Annotated in this window: 15 protein-coding genes; 9 read left to right on the forward strand and 6 right to left on the reverse strand. The window is 73.3% G+C overall.

Annotated features, from left to right (window positions below; all coding sequences use genetic code 11):
• Nucleotides 1-3 precede the first annotated feature (3 nt).
• Genes DOO78_RS22605 through DOO78_RS22620 form a run of 4 tightly spaced genes read left to right on the forward strand, consistent with a single transcriptional unit; the run spans nucleotide 4 to nucleotide 3,277 of the window.
• Nucleotides 4-867 carry a CoA-binding protein gene (locus tag DOO78_RS22605; RefSeq protein ID WP_128080121.1) on the forward strand — a complete coding sequence of 288 codons (864 nt, stop codon included), beginning with the start codon at nucleotides 4-6 and terminating at the stop codon, nucleotides 865-867.
• A complete protein-coding gene (locus tag DOO78_RS22610; protein ID WP_243634747.1) occupies nucleotides 864-1,841 on the forward strand; it encodes a hydroxymethylglutaryl-CoA lyase in 978 nt (325 codons plus the stop codon). Before DOO78_RS22605 ends, DOO78_RS22610 begins: the two co-directional genes overlap by 4 nt.
• Nucleotides 1,842-1,889: 48 nt before the next feature.
• On the forward strand, nucleotides 1,890-2,528 hold the full coding sequence (locus DOO78_RS22615; RefSeq protein WP_207803019.1) for an enoyl-CoA hydratase/isomerase family protein: 639 nt from the start codon (nucleotides 1,890-1,892) through the stop codon (nucleotides 2,526-2,528).
• Nucleotides 2,525-3,277 (forward strand): enoyl-CoA hydratase/isomerase family protein, encoded by a 753-nt coding sequence (locus tag DOO78_RS22620; RefSeq protein WP_111472153.1) that lies wholly within the window; start codon nucleotides 2,525-2,527, stop codon nucleotides 3,275-3,277. Before DOO78_RS22615 ends, DOO78_RS22620 begins: the two co-directional genes overlap by 4 nt.
• A gap of 88 nt (nucleotides 3,278-3,365) precedes the next feature.
• Here DOO78_RS22620 and DOO78_RS22625 read toward each other — a convergent pair whose 3' ends face one another.
• On the reverse strand, nucleotides 3,366-4,991 hold the full coding sequence (locus tag DOO78_RS22625) for a GMC family oxidoreductase (RefSeq protein WP_111472154.1): 1,626 nt from the start codon (nucleotides 4,989-4,991) through the stop codon (nucleotides 3,366-3,368).
• A gap of 356 nt (nucleotides 4,992-5,347) precedes the next feature.
• Here DOO78_RS22625 and DOO78_RS22630 point away from each other — a divergent pair, with 356 nt between their 5' ends.
• Entirely contained in the window at nucleotides 5,348-6,757 is a 1,410-nt protein-coding gene (locus DOO78_RS22630) for an FAD-binding oxidoreductase (RefSeq protein WP_111472155.1), read from the forward strand.
• Here the strand turns inward: DOO78_RS22630 and DOO78_RS22635 are convergent.
• Both DOO78_RS22635 and DOO78_RS22640 read right to left on the reverse strand, forming a co-directional pair.
• Nucleotides 6,702-7,634 carry an HpcH/HpaI aldolase/citrate lyase family protein gene (locus DOO78_RS22635; RefSeq protein WP_111472169.1) on the reverse strand — a complete coding sequence of 311 codons (933 nt, stop codon included), beginning with the start codon at nucleotides 7,632-7,634 and terminating at the stop codon, nucleotides 6,702-6,704. The genes DOO78_RS22630 and DOO78_RS22635 overlap by 56 nt on opposite strands.
• Nucleotide 7,635: 1 nt before the next feature.
• On the reverse strand, nucleotides 7,636-9,066 hold the full coding sequence (locus DOO78_RS22640) for a dipeptidase (RefSeq protein ID WP_111472156.1): 1,431 nt from the start codon (nucleotides 9,064-9,066) through the stop codon (nucleotides 7,636-7,638).
• 98 nt (nucleotides 9,067-9,164) lie between these two features.
• Here DOO78_RS22640 and DOO78_RS22645 point away from each other — a divergent pair, with 98 nt between their 5' ends.
• Nucleotides 9,165-10,166 (forward strand): NAD(P)-dependent oxidoreductase, encoded by a 1,002-nt coding sequence (locus tag DOO78_RS22645; protein ID WP_111472157.1) that lies wholly within the window; start codon nucleotides 9,165-9,167, stop codon nucleotides 10,164-10,166.
• A 9-nt stretch (nucleotides 10,167-10,175) separates the two neighbouring features.
• Here the strand turns inward: DOO78_RS22645 and DOO78_RS28480 are convergent, their stop codons facing one another.
• Nucleotides 10,176-10,307 carry a hypothetical protein gene (locus tag DOO78_RS28480; RefSeq protein ID WP_279387822.1) on the reverse strand — a complete coding sequence of 44 codons (132 nt, stop codon included), beginning with the start codon at nucleotides 10,305-10,307 and terminating at the stop codon, nucleotides 10,176-10,178.
• A 198-nt stretch (nucleotides 10,308-10,505) separates the two neighbouring features.
• Nucleotides 10,506-11,789: an LLM class flavin-dependent oxidoreductase gene (locus DOO78_RS22650; RefSeq protein ID WP_111472158.1), complete on the reverse strand. Its 1,284-nt coding sequence runs from the start codon at nucleotides 11,787-11,789 to the stop codon at nucleotides 10,506-10,508.
• Between the two features lie 361 nt (nucleotides 11,790-12,150).
• On the opposite strand from DOO78_RS22650, the gene DOO78_RS22655 reads away from it, so the two are divergent.
• The 3 genes from DOO78_RS22655 to DOO78_RS22665 all read left to right on the forward strand — a co-directional run bounded on the left by DOO78_RS22655 (nucleotide 12,151) and on the right by DOO78_RS22665 (nucleotide 14,873).
• Complete coding sequence (locus DOO78_RS22655) at nucleotides 12,151-13,215, forward strand: amidohydrolase family protein (protein ID WP_111472159.1); 1,065 nt, start codon at nucleotides 12,151-12,153, stop codon at nucleotides 13,213-13,215.
• Nucleotides 13,212-14,324, forward strand: a complete 1,113-nt coding sequence (locus DOO78_RS22660; RefSeq protein WP_207803020.1) for an amidohydrolase family protein — start codon at nucleotides 13,212-13,214, stop codon at nucleotides 14,322-14,324. The genes DOO78_RS22655 and DOO78_RS22660 overlap by 4 nt, the downstream gene beginning before the upstream one ends.
• 135 nt (nucleotides 14,325-14,459) lie before the next feature.
• Nucleotides 14,460-14,873 (forward strand): Rieske (2Fe-2S) protein, encoded by a 414-nt coding sequence (locus tag DOO78_RS22665; protein WP_111472160.1) that lies wholly within the window; start codon nucleotides 14,460-14,462, stop codon nucleotides 14,871-14,873.
• 113 nt (nucleotides 14,874-14,986) lie between these two features.
• Here DOO78_RS22665 and DOO78_RS22670 read toward each other — a convergent pair whose 3' ends face one another.
• Entirely contained in the window at nucleotides 14,987-15,844 is an 858-nt protein-coding gene (locus DOO78_RS22670) for an SDR family NAD(P)-dependent oxidoreductase (RefSeq protein ID WP_111472161.1), read from the reverse strand.
• Nucleotides 15,845-16,016: the final 172 nt, after the last annotated feature.

The raw sequence follows: 16,016 nt of genomic DNA on the forward strand, positions 1-16,016 counted from the left end.
TCCGTGACGATCCTGCCCTTCCTCGCCAGCTTCCCCCGCCGCGTCGCGGTGTTCAACCCGACCGGCCGCTACGCCGCGGCGCAGGTCGCGGCGATGCGCGAGGCCGGCACCACGCTGCTCGGCGGCATCGCGCTCGGCCGCGGCGGCGGCAGCCTGGACGGGCTGCCGCTCTACGACGATGCGCGCGCGCTGCCGGAGGCGCCGGACGCGGCGGTGATCTACACGCCGCCCGAGGGCGTGCTGGATGCGGTGCGCGCCGCCGCCGGCATCCCGAGCATCGTCGTCGCCGCGGAATACGTGCCGGTGCACGACGCGCTGCGCGCGGCGCAGGCGGCGCGCGCCGCCGGCTCCTGGCTGGTCGGGCCGAACACGCTCGGCCTCTGCGTGCCGGGCGCCGGCGTGCTCGGCTCCATCGCGCCCTCCTTCTGCACGCCCGGCCCGGTCGCGGTGCTCTGCCGCAGCGGCACGCTGACGCTCACCATGGCGCGGCTGCTGAGCGCCGCCGGCATCGGCCAGCGCCTGGTCGCGCATATCGGCGGCGATGCGGTCTGCGGCCGCAACCCGCATGAATGGCTGCAGGCGCTGGCCGCCGATCCGGCGGTCGCGGCCGTGCTCTATTGCGGCGAGATCGGCGGCGACAAGGAATACGCCCTGGCCGAAGCGATCCCGCGCTGCCCGAAGCCGGTGGTCGCCATGCTGGTCGGGCGGCACGCGCCGCCGGGCCGGCGCATGGGCCATGCCGGGGCGTTGGCCGGCGCGGCGCGGGAGGGGGCGGCGGCCAAGCTGGCGGCGCTGGCCGCGGCCGGCGCCCGCGTCGCGCGCGATCCGGAGGACGCCATCGCCATGTTGGGGGAGATGTGCCGATGAGCGAGGCGCCGAACGAGGCGGAAATGGCGGAGATCGCCGCCGGCGGGGCGGCGGCGCCGCCGGATGTGGTGCTCTGCGAATGCTTCGCCCGCGACGGGTTGCAGCATGAGGCGCGCATCCTGCCGGCCGAGGCGAAGATCGCCATGCTCGACCGCATCGCCGCCTGCGGCTTCCGCCGCATCGAGATCACCAGCTTCGCGCATCCCGGGCAGGTGCCGCAATTCGCCGATGCCGAGGCGGTGCTGCGCGGCGTCAGGCGGCCGCCCGGCGTGCTGTTCAAGGCGACCTGCCCCAATCCGCACGCGGTGCAGCGGGCGCTGGCGGCGCGCGAGGCGGGCTGGGGGCCGGAGGAGATCTCGCTGCTGGTCTCGGCCAGCGAGGGGCATTCGCAGCGCAACCTGCGGCGCTCCCGCGCCGAGCAATGGGAGAACGTCGCCGCCATGGCGGCGCTGGCCGGCGACGCCTTCACCCTGGTCGGCACCATCAGCACCGCCTTCGACTGCCCCTTCGACGGGCCGGTGCCGCAGGAGCGGGTGCTGGAGGATGCGCGGCGCTTCGCCGAGCTCGGCGTGACGCGCATCGCCATCGGCGACACCATCGGCAGCGCCACGCCGCCGCGGGTGCGCGACCTGATCGGCTGGCTGCACGGGGCGCTGCCGACCGCGACCTTCATCGCGCATTTCCACGACAGCCGCGGCACCGGCCTCGCCAACACCCTCGCCGCCATCGAGGCCGGGCTGACCCATGCGGATTGCGCCCTCGGCGGCACCGGCGGGCATCCGGCCGGCATCGCCTATGGCGAGGGCCATACCGGCAACACCTGCACCGAGGATCTGGCGACGGCGCTGGCCGCCATGGGCTACGGCACCGGGCTCGATCGCGCCGCGCTGCTGGCGGCGGGGGCGGAGGCGGAGCGGTTGCTCGGCCGCCGGCTCGAGAGCCGGGTGCTGCGCGCCGAGGCGGACGCGCGTTGACAGGCCGGGGCCCGCCGGTAGCGTCGGGCCATGCCCTTGCTGAGCGAGATGCGCGGCCCGGTCCGCCTGTTGCGGCTGAACCGGCCGGAGAAGCGCAATGCCCTCAGCATGGCGCTCTGCGCCGCGCTGGTCGCGGCGCTGCGGCAGGCCGAGGCCGATCCGGCGGTCGCCGCCCTGGTCATCGCCGGGGAGGGGCCGGGCTTCTGCGCCGGCGGCGACCTGGAGGAGCGGCGGGCGCTGGCCGCGGATGACGCCGCCTGGCAGGCGCGCGCGGCGCTCGCCGATGCGCTGCTCGCCGCGCCGCGCGCCTGCGCCAGGCCGGTCGTCGCTGCCGTGCATGGGCGGGTGGTCGGGATGGGCGCCTCGCTGATGCTCGGCTGCGACATGGTGGTGGCGGCCGAGGATCTGCGCATCACCTGGCCGGAGGCGCGGCACGGCATCTGGCCGACCCTGGTCGGGCCGCAATTGCTGCGCCATCTCGGCCCCAAGCTCGGCTTCGAGATGCTGGCGACGGGGCGCGAGGTGCCGGCCGCGGAAGCGCTGGCGCTGCGCCTGGTGAACCGCGTCGTGCCCGGGGCGGCGCTGATCGAGACCGCCTGCGCGCTCGCCCTGGCGGCGGCGCAGTACCCGCCGGCGATGCTGCGCGGGCTGAAGGCCTGGATCGATGCGCCGGGGCTGCGGCCATGAACGAGGCGGTGCTCTACGAGCCGGGCGAGGCCGGGCTGGTCACGCTGCGGCTGAACCGGTCGGCGGCGCGCAACGCCTTCGACCTGGCGATGGCCGAGGCGCTGGTCGCGCTGTGCCGCCGCGCGACCGAGGCGGGGGCGCGGCTGGTGCTGCTGCGCGCCGCCGGCCCGGTCTTCTGCGCCAGCGCCGATCTCAAGGAGCGGCGCGGCATGGAGGCGGATGCGGTGCGCGCCCGGCGGCTGCGGGGCTTCGCCGCCTATGCCGCGATCGAGGCGCTGCCGATGCCGGCGGTGGCGGTGGTGGAGGGGCCGGCGATCGGCTCGGGCTGCGAGATCGCCGCCGCCTGCGACTTCGTCGTGGCGACGCCGGCGGCGAGCTTCCGCACGCCGGAGGCGCTGCGCGGCACGGTCGGCGCGACGCAGCGCCTGCCGCGGGTGCTCGGCCGGCGGCTGGCCAAGGACATGATGCTCACCGGCCGCAGCCTGCCGGCCGCCGAGGCGCTGGCGCATGGGCTGGTGACGCGGCTGGTGGCGCCCGAGGCGCTGGAGGCGGAGCTGGCCGGGATCGCCGCCGCCATCCTCGCCGCGCCGCCGCTGGCGCTGCGCCTGGCCAAGCGCTGCATCGACGAGGGGGCGGAGCGCGATCCGCGCGGCGCCCTGGCCGGCGAGCTGCTGGCGACCGAGGAGAGCCTCGGCGCCGATGAGTGGCGCGCCGGGATGCGGCCGGGCGCGCCGGGCGAAGGCCGGTAGGCGCGGCGCCCGGCCCCTTCCGCGCCCGGGCTCCTGTTTTCAGAGCATCTTCACCCGAGCAAGTGAGTCCACCTGATCGGGATCTGCTCTAGGCGGCCAGCCGCTGCCGCGCCGCGGCCTTCACCAGGTCGGCGCATTTCTCGCCGATCATGATGGAGGGCGCGTTGGTGTTGCCGGAGACGACGGTCGGCATGACCGCGGCATCGGCGACCCGCAGCCCCTCGATCCCGCGCACCCGCAGCTCCGGGTCCACCACGCTCGCCGGGTCGCCGCCCATGCGGCAGGTGCCGCTCGGGTGGTAGATGGTGGTGCCGGTGCGGCGGATGAAATCGAGGATCGCCGCGTCGTCGGCCGCCGCGGCGCCGGGCACCACCTCCTCCTCGACGAAGGGCGCGAAGGCCCGCGTCGCCGCCAGCCGGCGGGCGAGCTTGATGCCCTCCACCATGCAGCGGCGATCGGTCTCGGCGCTGAGGTAGTTGGCGTGGATCAGCGCCTTCTGCATCGGGTCCGGGCCGGCCAGGGTGACGCTGCCGCGGCTCTCCGGGCGGAGCTGGCAGGCGCTGATCGTCATGCCGGGGAAGTCGTGCAGCTCCAGCATCGTCTTCGCCGTGCTGAAGGGCAGGAAATGGTACTGCACGTCGGGCGAGGCGCTGCCCGGCAGGACGCGGGCGAAGAGCCCGGCGGTGCCGGCGCTGACCGTCAGCGGGCCGCTGCGGCGCAACGCGAATTCGGCGCCCATCAGCGCCTTGCCCCAGAGGCTGGCGACGCGGGTGTTGAGGCTGCCCGGCCCCTTCACCCGGATCGCCAGCCGCGCCTGGAAATGGTCCTGCAGGTTGCGCCCCACCGCGGGCAGGTCGTGCACCACCGGCACGCCCACGGCCTGCAGGTGCTCGGCCGGGCCGATGCCCGAGAGCAGCAGCAGATGCGGCGAGGCGATGGCGCCGGCCGAGAGGATCACCTCGCGCTCCGCCCGGATGGTGACGGGCGCGCCGCCGCGGGTGAGGCGCACCCCGGCGGCGCGCCGCCCCTCCATCAGCAGCCCGGCGGCATGCGCATCGGTGACCACGGTGAGGTTCGGCCGCTGCCGCGCCGGCTTCAGATAGGCCGTCGCGCTGCTGCAGCGCCAGCCGCCGCGCGCCGTCACCTGGTAGAAGCCGGCGCCCTCCTGCTGCTCGCCGTTGAAATCCGGGTTGCGCGGGAAGCCGAGCTCGGCGGCGGCCTCGATGAAGGCGAGGGCGAGCGGGTTGCGGTCGCGCAGGTCGGAGACGGCGAGCGGCCCGCCGGTGCCGTGCAGCGCCGAGGCGCCGCGCTCCTGGTCCTCGGAGCGCCGGAAATAGGGCAGCACGTCCTCGAAGGACCAGCCGGTGCAGCCGAGCTGGCGCCAGTGGTCGTAATCCTCCTTCTGGCCGCGGACATAGAGCAGCCCGTTGATGGCCGAGGAGCCGCCGAGGGTGCGGCCGCGCGGCCAGGCGATGCGCCGCCCCTCCAGCTCCGGCTCCGGCTCGGTCATCAGGTTCCAGGAGAGGGTCGGGTGGTACATGGTCTTGGCGTAGCCGATCGGCACGTGCAGCCAGGGGCTGCGGTCGCGCGCGCCGGCCTCGAGCAGCACCACCCGGACCGCGGGATCTTCCGAGAGCCGCGCCGCCACCGCGCAGCCGGCCGAGCCGGCGCCCACCACCACGTAATCCGCGCTCTGCGGCACTGCCTCGCTCATCCGTTCCCACCCGTTGCATCGCAGCGATCCTGCGCGGCGCAGTGAAGCCCAGGGGGGCGCCGGGGGCCAGAGGGGGGCAGGGGGGGAGGCAAGAGGGGGGCATACTGTTGGCCCTCCTGCGTGGCCGCATGAGGGACCCCTCAAGCGCCGGGCGCGAACCTCCGGTTCGCTTGGCTTCGCGCCGTCGCGCCGTCAGGCGCGCCTGACGGCGCGACGCGCGGGCCCCGTTCGGGGCCTCGGACCGGTCGAGCGACCGGTCCGCCAGTACCAAGGGGGCCAAGGGAAAGAGCCATCCAAGCGGGGGTTGATACGCTCCCGGCCTCGGCCGAGGATGAGGGAGGAGGACAACGCCCGGCATGACCCCGCTCGACACGCTCGCCGACATCGTCGGCCCGAAGAACCTCCTGCGCGACCCGGGCGATATCGCGCCCTATGCGGTGGACTGGCGCGGCACCTGGCGGGGCGAGCCGGAGGCGGTGCTGCGCCCGGGCAGCACGGCGGAGGTGGCCGAGGCGGTGCGGCGCTGCGCCGCGCTCGGGCTGGCCATCGTGCCGGCGGGGGGGCGCACCGGCCTTTCCGGCGCCGCGGTGCCGGCGGCGAACGGCCCGCCCTCGGTGGTGCTCTCCCTCGAGCGGCTCAACCGCATCCGCGACCTCGACGCCCGCGACTTCTCCCTCGTCGCCGAGGCCGGCTGCGTGGTGCAGGCGGTGCAGCAGGCGGCGGCCGAGGCGGGGCGGCTCTTTCCCATCCAATGGGGCGCCCAGGGCACGGCGCAGATCGGCGGCATGCTCTCGACCAATGCCGGCGGCATCCGCACCCTGCGCTGGGGCAATGCGCGGGAGCTGGTATTGGGGCTCGAGGTGGTGCTGCCGGACGGGCGGGTGCTGGACGACCTGCGGCGGGTCCGCAAGGACAACAGTGGCTATGCGCTGCGGCATCTCTTCATCGGCGGCGAGGGCACGCTCGGCATCATCACCGCGGCCGCGCTGCGCCTGGTGCCGGCGCTGCGGCGCATCGAGAGCGCCTTCGTCGCGGTGCCGAGCCCGGATGCCGCGCTTTCGCTCTATGGCCGCATCATGGAATGCGGCGCCGAGGTGGTCGGCTTCGAGCTCTGCGCGCGCTTCTGCCTGCAGATGGCGGAGCGGCACGGGGTCGGGCTGCGCATGCCGCTGCCGCTCGACTCGCCCTGGTACGTGATGGTGGAGATCGCCGCGGCGCATCCCTCGGTGCCGCTGCGCGAGATGCTGGAGGAGACGCTCGCCGCGGCGCTCGAGGGCGGCGAGGCGCTGGATGCGGTGATCGCCGAGAGCGAGGCGCAGCGCGCCATGATCTGGAAGATCCGGGAGGACTATCCGGATTGCGCCCGGCGCGAGGGGCCGGCGGTCGGCACCGATACGGCGGTGCCGGTCTCGGCGGTGCCGGCCTTCGTCAACACCGCCGAGCGGGAGCTGAAGGCGCGCTGGCCGGAAGGGCGCATGGCCGCCATCGGCCATGCCGGCGACGGCAACATCCATCTCTCGCTGCTGGCGCCGGCCGGCTGGACCGACCGCGCCGCCTGGGCGGAGCGGGCCGGGGCGATGGAGGCGCTGGTGAACGGCATCGCCGTCTCCCTCGGCGGCAGCTTCTCGGCCGAGCATGGCATCGGCCAGAGCAAGCGGCACGCCATGGCGACGCACAAGAACCCCGTCGCCCTCGACGTGATGCGCAGCATCAAGGACGCGCTCGACCCCGAGGGGCGGATGAATCCGGGGAAGGTGCTGCCCTGAGCGCCGCCGCCCGCCGCAGCAGCCGCTGCGCCGCGAGATAGGTCGGCACCTCGACGAAGAGCCCGTCCACCTCGGCCCGGTCCTCGCCGCGCGCCCGCGCCGCCTCGAAGGCCGCGACCATGCGCCCCGCCTTCGCCACCTCCGCGGCCGAGGGCGTCAGCAGCCGGTTGACCAGCGCCACCTGGTCGCCGTTCACGATGCTCTTCGCCTTGAAGCCGAGGGCGCGGGCCCGCCGCAGGTCGGCCTCGGCCGCGGCGAGGTCGCCGAAGGTGAAGGGGCAGTCGATGGCGACCACCCCGGCGGCGGTGCATTCGAGCAGGAAGCGGCTGCGGGCATGGGCGAGCTCGGTGCCCTCCGGCGTCCGCTCGGCGTCGAGATCGGCGGCGAGGTCCTCGGCGGCGAGGAGGCAGGCGCCGACGCGCGGGCTCGCCGTGGCGATGGCGAGGGTGCGGACGACGCCCGCCGCGCTCTCGATGTTCGGCACGATGGTGGTACGGATGGGGGCGGTACGGATGGGCGCCGCCTCCAGCGCGGCGAGGGCGGCCGCCAGCGCCGCCACCTGCTCCGGCGCCGCGACCTTGCTCATCAGCACCAGATCGGGCTGCCCGGCCATGGCGGCGGCGAGATCCTCGCGGCCGCCATCCTCCAGCGGGTTGATCCGCACCGCGGCGAGGGCGCCGGCGGCGCGCCAGGCGGCGAAGAGGTCGCGGCAGAGGCCGCGCGCCGCCGGCCGGCGGTCCGGTGGGCAGAAATCCTCCAGCTCCTGGATCAGCACATCGGCGCCGAGGGCGGGCGCCGCCCGCAGCGCCGCCGCCTCGGCCCCCGGCAGGAACAGCCAGGAGCGGCAGAGCGCCAGCGGCCGGCGCGCGCCGGCCATCTCAGGCGCCGCCGGCGAGCTCGGCCAGCAGCCGGGCATGGCTGCGGGCGCCCTGGTGCAGGCAGCGGAGCTCGAATTTCTCGTTCGGGCTGTGCACCTGGTCGTCGTTCAGCCCGAAGCCGACCAGCAGGCTGTCGAGGCCGAGCAGGCGCTTCAGGCTCTCGACCACGGGGATGGAGCCGCCGCTGCCCATCAGCACCGCCGGCCGGCCGTATTCGGCCGAGAGCGCCCGGCGCGCCGCCTGCACCCAGGGGCTGTCCGCCGGCACCGCGATGCCCGGGGTGGTGCTGAAGACCTGCACCTCGGCCGTGCAATCCGCCGGCAGGCGCTCGGCGACGAAGCGGCGGATGCCCTCGGCCACCGCCTGCGGGTCCTGGCCGGGGACCAGGCGGCAGGAGAGCTTGGCATGCGCCTCGGCGGCGATGACGGTCTTGCTGCCCTCGCCCATATAGCCGCCCCAGATGCCGTTGAGGTCGGCGGTCGGCCGCGCCCAGAGCCGCTCGAGCGGCGGGCGGCCCCGCTCGCCGGCGGGGAGGGAGAGGCCGACCTCGCCGAGGAAGGCCGCCTCGTCGAAGCCGAGCGCCGCCCATTCGGCGCGCTGCGCCGCCGGGATCTCCTCGATGCCGTCGTAGAAGCCGGGGATGCGGATGCGACCCTCGGCATCCTGCAGCTCGCCGAGGATCTGCGTCAGCAGGTTGATGGGGTTGCGCGCCGAGCCGCCATAGAGGCCGGAATGCAGGTCCCGCCGCGCCGCCCGCAGGTCGATCTGCGCATAGACCATGCCGCGCAGCCGGGTGGTGATGGCCGGCGTGTCGATGTCCCACATGTTGGTGTCGCTGATGACGGCGACATCGGCGGCCAGCTCGGCCCGGTTGGCGGCGAGGAAGGCGTCGAGGCTGGGGCTGCCGACCTCCTCCTCGCCCTCGACCAGCACCGTGACGCGGCAGGGCGGGCCGCCGGCGACGGCGTGCCAGGCGCGGAGCGACTCCAGCCACATGGCGCACTGGCCCTTGTCGTCCACCGCGCCGCGGGCGACGAGGCGCGGCCCGTGCGGCCCCTGCACCACCGCGGGATCGAAGGGCGGCGAGGTCCAGAGCGGCAGCGGATCGGCCGGCTGCACGTCGTAATGGCCGTAGAAGAGCAGGTGCGGCGCGGCCGCCCCGCCCCCGGCCCCGCCCCCACCCCCAGCCCCGCCCCCTGGCCCGGGATGGTTCCCGACCACCACCGGATGCCCCGCGGTCGGCCGCACGCTGGCGGTGAAGCCCATGCCCTGGAGCTGGTCGCGCAGCCAGTCGGCGGCGCGCAGGCAGTCGCCGGCATGGGCGGGCTGGGCGCTGATGCTCGGGATGCGCAGCCAGTCGACCAACCGCGCCTCGGCGGCGGGGGCCTGCTGGTCGAGATGGGCGAGGATGGCGGGAAGGGGATGCGGCATGGCGGCAATTCACCATGCCGCCGCGCCCCGGCCAAGCCGCGTTGCGCCGGCCCCGCCGGCATGGGAGGGATGCCGCGGGGCGGAGCGGGAGGCGCGCGATGAAGGTCTATCTGACCCATACGCCGGAGGCGCTGGCGAATTACTACGGCGAGCGGGCGCTGGCGGCGCTGCGCCAGGTGGCGGAGGTGCGGCTGAACGAGAGCGGCGAGCACCCCGCGGGCCGCGCCCTGGCCGCGGCGGCGGCGGGCTGCGAGGCGATCGTCAGCTACCGCCAGTCGCCGGGCGAGGCGGAGACCTTCGCGCATGCCCCGGACCTCGTCGCCTTCCTCCGCTGCGCCGTCGATATCCGCAATGTCGATGTCGCGGCGGCGAGCGCGGCCGGCGTGCTGGTGACGCAGGCGACGCCGGGCTTCATCCCGGCGGTCGCCGAGCTCGTGCTCGGGCAGATGGTCGATCTGGCGCGCGGCATCGGCGCGGCCGCCGCCGCCTATCACCGCGGCGAGGTGCCGCCGGCGCGGATGGGCCGGCAACTCGCCGGCAGCACGCTCGGCATCATCGGCCATGGCGCCATCGGCCGCTACCTGGCGCCGCTCGGCCTGGCGCTCGGCATGCGGGTGCTGGTGGCCGACCCGAAGGCGCGGCCGGAGGATCCGCGGATCGAGCACCGGCCGCTGGAGCGCCTGCTGGCCGAGAGCGATGTCGTGGTCTGCCTTGCCGTGGCGACGCCCGAGACGGAGAACCTGCTGGACGCCGCCGCCTTCGCGCACATGAAGCGCGGCGCCCTCTTCCTCAACCCCTCGCGCGGCAACCTGGTCGACGAGGCGGCGCTGCTCGCGGCGCTGGAGAGCGGGCAGCTCGGCGGCGTCGCCATGGATGTCGGCCGGGCGCCGGACCAGATGCCGACGCCGGTGCTGGCGCGGCACCCGAAGGTCGTGGCGACGCCGCATATCGGCGGGCTGACGCCGCAGGCGATCGAGCACCAGGCCTTCGACACGGTGCGGCAGGTCGCGGCGCTGGCCGAGGGCAGGCTGCCCGAGCATGCGGTCAATGCCGCCAGGGCGACGCGCCTCGCCCGGCTCGGCATCGCGCTGCCGGGCTGAGCGCCGGGCTCACGCCGTGCCGTCGAAGGCCCGCTGCAGCGCCGCCAGGTCGAGCTTCACCAGGCCCTGGATCGCCTGCATGAGCCGCCCGGCCTGCGCCGCATCGGCCGTGTTCAGCAGCGTGCCGACCGGCTCGGGCACGATCTGCGCCGGCGGCGCGGAAGGTGTCGAGGTAGAAGGCGGCGCCGAGCGCGTCGTCACCCTCTTACCGCTGCCGCCGAAACTGGCCTCGGCGGCTGGCGCATGATCCGTTCGCCCGGGGTCACGGAGCCTGGTCCAGGACGTTGCTCGATCGCGTGATTCACGCTTTTCGGCGACATCACCGCAAGCGATCACGCTCTATTCCGCCGCCAGCTTCGGCGTGAAGGCCGGCAGCGGCGCCGTCTCGGCCGCCGGCAGCGGCTTCGGCCACCAGCGATCCTCCCATCCGGCGAAGAGGTCGCGGAGCTGCGGGATGACCTTCTCGGCGAAGAGCCGCGTATTGTACTGCGTCAGCCGCTTGTCCATGCAGCCGTATTGCAGCAGCAGCATGAGATGGCCGACATTGAGCGTCGTCGCCACCTCGCGGAGCTGCTCGGCCACCTCGTCCGGGCTGCCGATGATGACATAGCCGCGCTCGACGATGCCCTCCATGTCCTTGGCGGTGCCGGCGAAGCGCTCCTGCGTGCCCTTGCCCAAGGTGCTCTCCGCGCCGGCCGCCTTGGCCACCTGGCTGGAGAGCCCGGCGCGCTGCGTCGCCTCGGTCATGTAGCCGGGCGGCGTCGCCCAGCGGCCATCGACATGCAGGCAGCGGCCGTAGAAATACTCGGCCGGCGCCCGGTAGAGCTCCATCGCCTGCTCGCGCGTCTCGGCGACGCCGACGAATTGCAGGAAGCCGGCGCGATAGGGATTCCGGTCCTTCCCCAGCCTGTCCATCTCGGCCCAGAAGCCATCCATGATGGCGCGGCCCGCCTTGTACCCGTAGTAGGACAGGTAGCAGTAGACATAGTCCATCTGGGCGCACCACTGCCAGGTCTCGACGCTGCCGCCGCCGGGGATCCAGATCGGCGGATGCGGCTGCTGCACCGGGCGGGGCCAGATGTTGACGTAGCGCTGCTGGTTGTAGCGGCCGTTGAAGGCGAAGGTGTCCTTCTCGGTCCAGGCGCGCAGCACCAGGTCGTGCGCCTCGAGGTAGCGCTCACGCAGCATGGACGGGTTCTGGCCATAGGCGAAGCAGGTGTCCATCGGCGTGCCGACGGGAAAGCCCGCGATCAGCCGGCCGCCCGAGATCACGTCGAGCATGGCGAACTCCTCGGCCACCCGGGTTGGCGGGTTGTAGAGGGCGAGGGAGTTACCCATGACGCAGATCGGCACCTGGGTGGTGCGGCGGGCCAGCGCCGAGGCGATGAGGTTCGGGCTCGGCATCAGCCCGTAGCCGTTCGAGTGGTGCTCGTTGACGCAGATGGCGTCGAAGCCGCAATCGGCGGCGTATTCCAGTTCGTCCATGAAGTCGTTGTACATGTGGTGGGCGCGCTTCGGGTCAAAGAGCGAGCTGTGGATGTCCACCCAGACCGAGGGATGCTTCTGCCGGAAATCCTCCGGCAGCTCGGTATAGGGCATCAGATGGAACCACATGAGTTTCATGGCCCGGTCTTCCCTCCTGTTCGCGGCCCCGTTCTTGGCCCTCTCTGCGGCCTGGTCCCGACGACCTGCGGACGTCGCCATCAGGCCACTCGCCATCGTTTCCGGTGGCCAGCCAGTCCGCGCCGATGGGGGAGGGTAGGGGCTTCGCGCCGCGGATGTGAAGGGCGATTTGGTCGATCGACCATCCCGAGGCTTGCGGCGCCGCCCGGAAGCGGGTGAAATGCGCATCCGGGCCCGGAACGGGGCCGGCAGGGTGCGATCGCCCGCGGTGAGGCCACCGCAGGGCGCGAATCGTGCGCGCAAACAAGGGCCAGGACCACCGGCGCGGTCGGCGCATCGGCGGCCCGAGACGGGAAACGGCATGTTCAGCGGGTACCGCCCGATCGATTGCGACCTTCACCCCATGGTGCCGGGCATGAAGGCGCTGACCCCCTATATGGACGCCTTCTGGGCGGATCAGGTGGTGGAGCGGGGCATCACCACCCTCGACAGCCAGTCCTGGCCGGTGGCCTCGCCCAAGACCATCCGGGCCGACTGGCGCGGGCCGAACGGCCGCGGGGCGGAGAGCGTCGCGCAGCTGCAAAGCCAGGTGCTGGACCGCTTCGGCGTCGAGACCGCCATTCTGAACCCGCTCTATGGCGTGCAGCTCGTCCTCAACCAGGACATGGCGGTCGCCTTCACCCGGGCGCTGAACGACTGGACCCGGGCCGAATGGCTCGACCGCGACGAGCGGCTGCGGGCCTCCATCGTGCTGCCGATGCAAAGCGTCGAGGCGGCGGTGGAGGAGATCGAGCGCCTCGCCCCGGACCGGCGCTTCGTGCAGGTGCTGGCGCTGGCGCTGGGTGAGAACCCGCTCGGCAAGCGGCAATACTGGCCGATCTACGAGGCCTGCGTCCGGCACGCGCTGCCCCTCGGCATCCATGCCGGCAGCGCCTATCGCCACCCGCAGACCTCGGTGGGCTGGACCTCCTGGTATCTCGAGGAATACGCCGCCAACCAGCAGGGCTTCCAGAGCTGCCTCGCCAGCCTGCTGACCGAGGGCGCGCTGGTGAAATTCCCCGAGCTCAAGGTCGTGCTGCTGGAATCCGGCGTCACCTGGCTGCCCGCCTTCCTCTGGCGCTTGCAGAAGACCTGGAAGGGCGTGCGCTTCGAGATCCCCTGGGTGGACCGCCTGCCGGCCGAGATCATCCGTGACCAGGTGCGCCTGACCATCCAGCCGCTCGATGCGCCGGCCGAGGCGGTGCAGCGAATCCTCGACCATCTGCGTTCGGACCGGATGCTGCTCTGGGCCTCGGACTGGCCGCACTGGCAGTTCGACGGCGACGCCGCCCTGCCGCCGGGCCTGCCCGAGGCCGTGCTGCCGAAATTGATGCGCGACAACGCGCTTGCGACCTATGGTCGGATCCGGGAGGGAGTTCCCGCATGATGAACGTCATCCAGCCCATCGCTGCGCCTAGCCGGCCGGCCGCCGCCACCCTCGGCCTGATCGATGTGGACATCCATCCGCGGCCGAAGGCGCTGACCGAGTTCAAGCCCTTCCTCTCCGAGCGCTGGTGGCAGCATCTCGAGACCTGGGGCATGCGGCCGCGGCACGGCTTCACCGCCGGCCAGCCGCCCTTCCCGAAGGCGCAGCCGCTCGCCTCCCGCCGCGACGCCTGGCCGCCCAATGGCGGCACCCCGGCCTCCGACCTCGATTTCCTGCGCTTCCAGCTGCTCGACAATTTCGGCATCGACTACGGCGTGCTGAACCCGCTGCAGCCGAGCGGCCAGGGGGACCGCAACAGCGCCTTCTCCGCCGCCATGGCGCATGCGGTGAACGAGTGGCAGCTCGAATACTGGCTGCGGAAGGAGCCGCGGCTGCGCGGCAGCATCGTCGTGCCCTACGAGGACCCGCAGGCCTCGGCGGCCGAGATCCGCAAGCGGGCGGGCGACCCGAATTTCTGCCAGGTCCTGATGATGAGCCGGACCGCCGAGCCGGCCGGCAACCCGCGCTACTGGCCGATCTACGAGGCGGCGGCCGAGATCGGCCTGCCGGTCGCCTTCCATGCCTTCGGCTATAGCGGCTGGGCCATGACCAATGGCGGCTGGCCGAGCTTCTACATCGAGGAGGTGAGCGAGCACGCCACCTCCTGCCAGAACCAGGTGATCTCCCTGGTGGTCGAGGGCGCCTTCGAGCGCATCCCGGGGCTGAAGGTGGTGCTCATCGAATGCGGCTTCGCCTGGCTGCCCGCGGTCGGCTGGCGGCTCGACAAGCACTGGACCTCGCTGAAATCCGAGGTGCCGCACCTCACCCGGGCGCCCTCGGAGCAGATCCGCGAGCATATCTGGGTCTCCACCCAGCCGATGGAGGAACCCGAGCGCGGCGCCCATCTCATCGACATCATGGGCTGGATCGGCTGGGACCGGATCCTCTTCGCCTCGGACTACCCGCACTGGGATTTCGACGATCCGCGCCAGGCCCTGCCGGGCATGATCCCGGCCGAGCACCGGGCCGGCATCTATGGCGGCAACGCCCGGGCGCTCTACGGGCTCTAGCTCCCCACCACGTCGCTCGCGCGCCGTCGCGGGGGCCCCGTGATTCCCCGCCGGCCCGAGGAGCGTCACGGCCTGCCGCGGCCAGGCCGCGGCAGGGCAATGGATAGCGACTGGTTTGCATAGGCGTTCCGGGACATGGCGAAGCTGATCGTGGGGGCGGTGGCGGAGATTCCGCCGGGCGGGCGCAAGCTCGTCGAGGCGGAAGGCAAGCGCATCGTGGTCTTCAACCTCGCGGGCGAGTTCTTCGCCCTCTCCGACCGCTGCCCGCATCAGGGCGGCAGCCTCTGCGCCGGGCTGGTCTCGGGCCATGTCGACAGCCCGGAGCCGGGCGTCTACCGCTATGGCCGCCGGGGCGAGATGATCCGCTGCCCCTGGCACTACTGGGAATTCGACATCCGCACCGGCAAGAGCTGGTTCGACCCGAAGCGGGTGCAGGTCCGGCAATTCCCGGCGCATGTCGAGAAGGGGGCGGCGCTGGTCGAGGGGCCCTACACCGCCGAGACCTTCCCGGTCAGCGTCGAGGACGACTACGTGGTGGTCGAGGCCTGATTCATCCCCGCGACGTCGCTGGCGCGCCGTCGCGGGGGCCGGATGAATCCTTTCGGGCCCCGGGGGCGTCACAGCCTGTGGCGGCAGGCGGCGATGGCCGTCGAAGAGAGGCTTCAGTCCTTGCCGGCTTTCATGAAGGCGGCGAAGGCCTCGGCGTAATCCGGGTGCCAGCGCGACAGGGCCGGGCGGTTCTCGACGATGTCGCCCGCCGCCCAGAGGATGCGCCGCTCATCCATCGCCCGGTCCACGTCGTTGTCCGGGCAGAGGATGTAGAAATCCCCGGCCGCCAGCCGCTGCAGCATGAAGTCGACGGTCTGCTCCGGCGTCCAGGCCGCCGCCGGCTTCTCGGCGCGGCCCTTGGCCGTCAACCCGGTGAAGACGAAGCCCGGGATCAGCAGATGCGCCGTGATGCGGCAGCCGGGCGTGTTGCGCAGGCTGTGGGCCAGCGCCTCGGTGAAGGCCTTCACCCCGGCCTTCGAGACGTTGTAGGCCGGATCGCCCGGCGGCGTGGTGATGCCCTGCTTGGAGCCGGTGTTGATGATCCGGCCCGGCCGGCCGCGCGCCACCATGCCCGGCATGAAGCAGCGGCTGCCATGGATCACCCCCCAGAGATTGACGCCGATCACCCGCTCCCAGGCCTCGGGCGTGCCGGGGAGGTCGCTGCCCGGCTGGATGCCGGCATTGTTCATCAGCACGTCGGTGCCGCCGAAGCGCTCGCGCACCCGCGCCTCCAGCGCCTCCACCTCCTCGGCGCGGCTGACATCGACGGCGGCCGCCAGCACGCCGTCGCGGCCGCCGGGCGCGAGGGCGGCCAGCGCCTCGGCCGCCGCCTCCAGCCGCTCCCCGCCGCGATCGGCGATGCAGACCCGCAGCCCCGCCCGGGCCCAGTGCCGCGCCGCGGCGAGGCCGATGCCGGAGGCGCCGCCGGTGATCACCGCGACGGAGCCGGGGTCGAGAGCGATCTGGGTCATGGGGTCTCCTTCTGGCATTCGGTCGCATCCCGGCGGTCATGCCCCAGGGAAGCAAGCCCCAAGGGATCACCTGATTACCGAGCTACTTCCGTTCTGAGATGGGAATCCCTATATCTCAATGGGTTAACGTTTGGCAGGGCCGGAGATTGGGAATGGCGCGCAACGCGGTGCA

Source organism: Roseicella frigidaeris (assembly GCF_003258945.1).
Classification (GTDB): Bacteria; Pseudomonadota; Alphaproteobacteria; order Acetobacterales; family Acetobacteraceae; genus Paracraurococcus; species Paracraurococcus frigidaeris.

What these genes read in the sequence shown, in the direction of transcription:
- DOO78_RS22610 (WP_243634747.1), top strand. Translation starts at nt 864, where the DNA reads ATGAGCGAGGCGCCGAACGAGGCGGAAATGGCGGAGATCGCCGCCGGC.
- DOO78_RS22615 (WP_207803019.1), top strand. Translation starts at nt 1,890, where the DNA reads ATGCGCGGCCCGGTCCGCCTGTTGCGGCTGAACCGGCCGGAGAAGCGC.
- DOO78_RS22620 (WP_111472153.1), top strand. Translation starts at nt 2,525, where the DNA reads ATGAACGAGGCGGTGCTCTACGAGCCGGGCGAGGCCGGGCTGGTCACG.
- DOO78_RS22625 (WP_111472154.1), bottom strand. Translation starts at nt 4,991, where the DNA reads ATGAGCGAGGCAGTGCCGCAGAGCGCGGATTACGTGGTGGTGGGCGCC.
- DOO78_RS22630 (WP_111472155.1), top strand. Translation starts at nt 5,348, where the DNA reads ATGACCCCGCTCGACACGCTCGCCGACATCGTCGGCCCGAAGAACCTC.
- DOO78_RS22635 (WP_111472169.1), bottom strand. Translation starts at nt 7,634, where the DNA reads ATGGCCGGCGCGCGCCGGCCGCTGGCGCTCTGCCGCTCCTGGCTGTTC.
- DOO78_RS22640 (WP_111472156.1), bottom strand. Translation starts at nt 9,066, where the DNA reads ATGCCGCATCCCCTTCCCGCCATCCTCGCCCATCTCGACCAGCAGGCC.
- DOO78_RS22645 (WP_111472157.1), top strand. Translation starts at nt 9,165, where the DNA reads ATGAAGGTCTATCTGACCCATACGCCGGAGGCGCTGGCGAATTACTAC.
- DOO78_RS22650 (WP_111472158.1), bottom strand. Translation starts at nt 11,789, where the DNA reads ATGAAACTCATGTGGTTCCATCTGATGCCCTATACCGAGCTGCCGGAG.
- DOO78_RS22655 (WP_111472159.1), top strand. Translation starts at nt 12,151, where the DNA reads ATGTTCAGCGGGTACCGCCCGATCGATTGCGACCTTCACCCCATGGTG.
- DOO78_RS22660 (WP_207803020.1), top strand. Translation starts at nt 13,212, where the DNA reads ATGATGAACGTCATCCAGCCCATCGCTGCGCCTAGCCGGCCGGCCGCC.
- DOO78_RS22665 (WP_111472160.1), top strand. Translation starts at nt 14,460, where the DNA reads ATGGCGAAGCTGATCGTGGGGGCGGTGGCGGAGATTCCGCCGGGCGGG.
- DOO78_RS22670 (WP_111472161.1), bottom strand. Translation starts at nt 15,844, where the DNA reads ATGACCCAGATCGCTCTCGACCCCGGCTCCGTCGCGGTGATCACCGGC.